This window comes from Streptomyces flavochromogenes, assembly GCF_000717595.1.
Classification (GTDB): domain Bacteria; phylum Actinomycetota; class Actinomycetes; order Streptomycetales; family Streptomycetaceae; genus Streptomyces; species Streptomyces flavochromogenes.
On sequence record NZ_JNZO01000103.1, the window covers coordinates 1 to 616 of the forward strand.

Genomic DNA, 616 nt, shown 5'->3' on the forward strand with positions numbered 1-616 from the left:
GAAGGCCAGATAGTCCGGACCGACGAAGGTCGCGGCCAGCGCACGGTGCGAGGCCATCACACCCTTCGGCAGACCCGTCGAGCCCGACGTGAACATCACACACGCCACCGACTCCGGCGACCCGCCCGTCTCCACCGGAGCGCCCGACAGCCCGCTCACCTCGGCGATCTCGGCCGTCAGGTCGACGACCACCGCGCTCGTGGACAGCGCCGGCAGATGCGTCTGGGTGATGAGAGCCGCCGGCGCGACCTGCTCAAGAACGCCGTTCAGCAGACCGTCCAGGCCCAGACGGGGGGCGTCGGTGGCCGGTCCCGACCACGCGGTCAGGCGCCGGTCCTCCTCGTCGCCGAGCAGCGCCAGCCGGGAGATCGGCCGGTCGGGGTCGGCCACCGCGTCCGTCAGGAGGCGGGTGAGGCGGTGTGCGACGGCCTCGGCCGTGGAGCGCTCGTAGAGGTCGGTGGCGTACTCGACGGTGATGTCGAGCCCGTCGGGGCTGCCGTCGGCCGTACGCCGCTCGCCGAACGCGAAGGTCAGATCGAACTTCGCGATCCGCAGCTCCGGAGCCACGAACTCCGCCCGCAGATCCCCGAGCCCAGGTGCGCCCACCGCCGTGTCA

1 protein-coding gene is annotated in these 616 nt (G+C 72.2%); it reads right to left on the reverse strand.

The annotated features are described in order from the left end of the window. Window positions 1-616: AMP-binding protein (locus tag IF00_RS44720; protein WP_037640553.1), on the reverse strand; the 616-nt coding region annotated here is incomplete at both ends.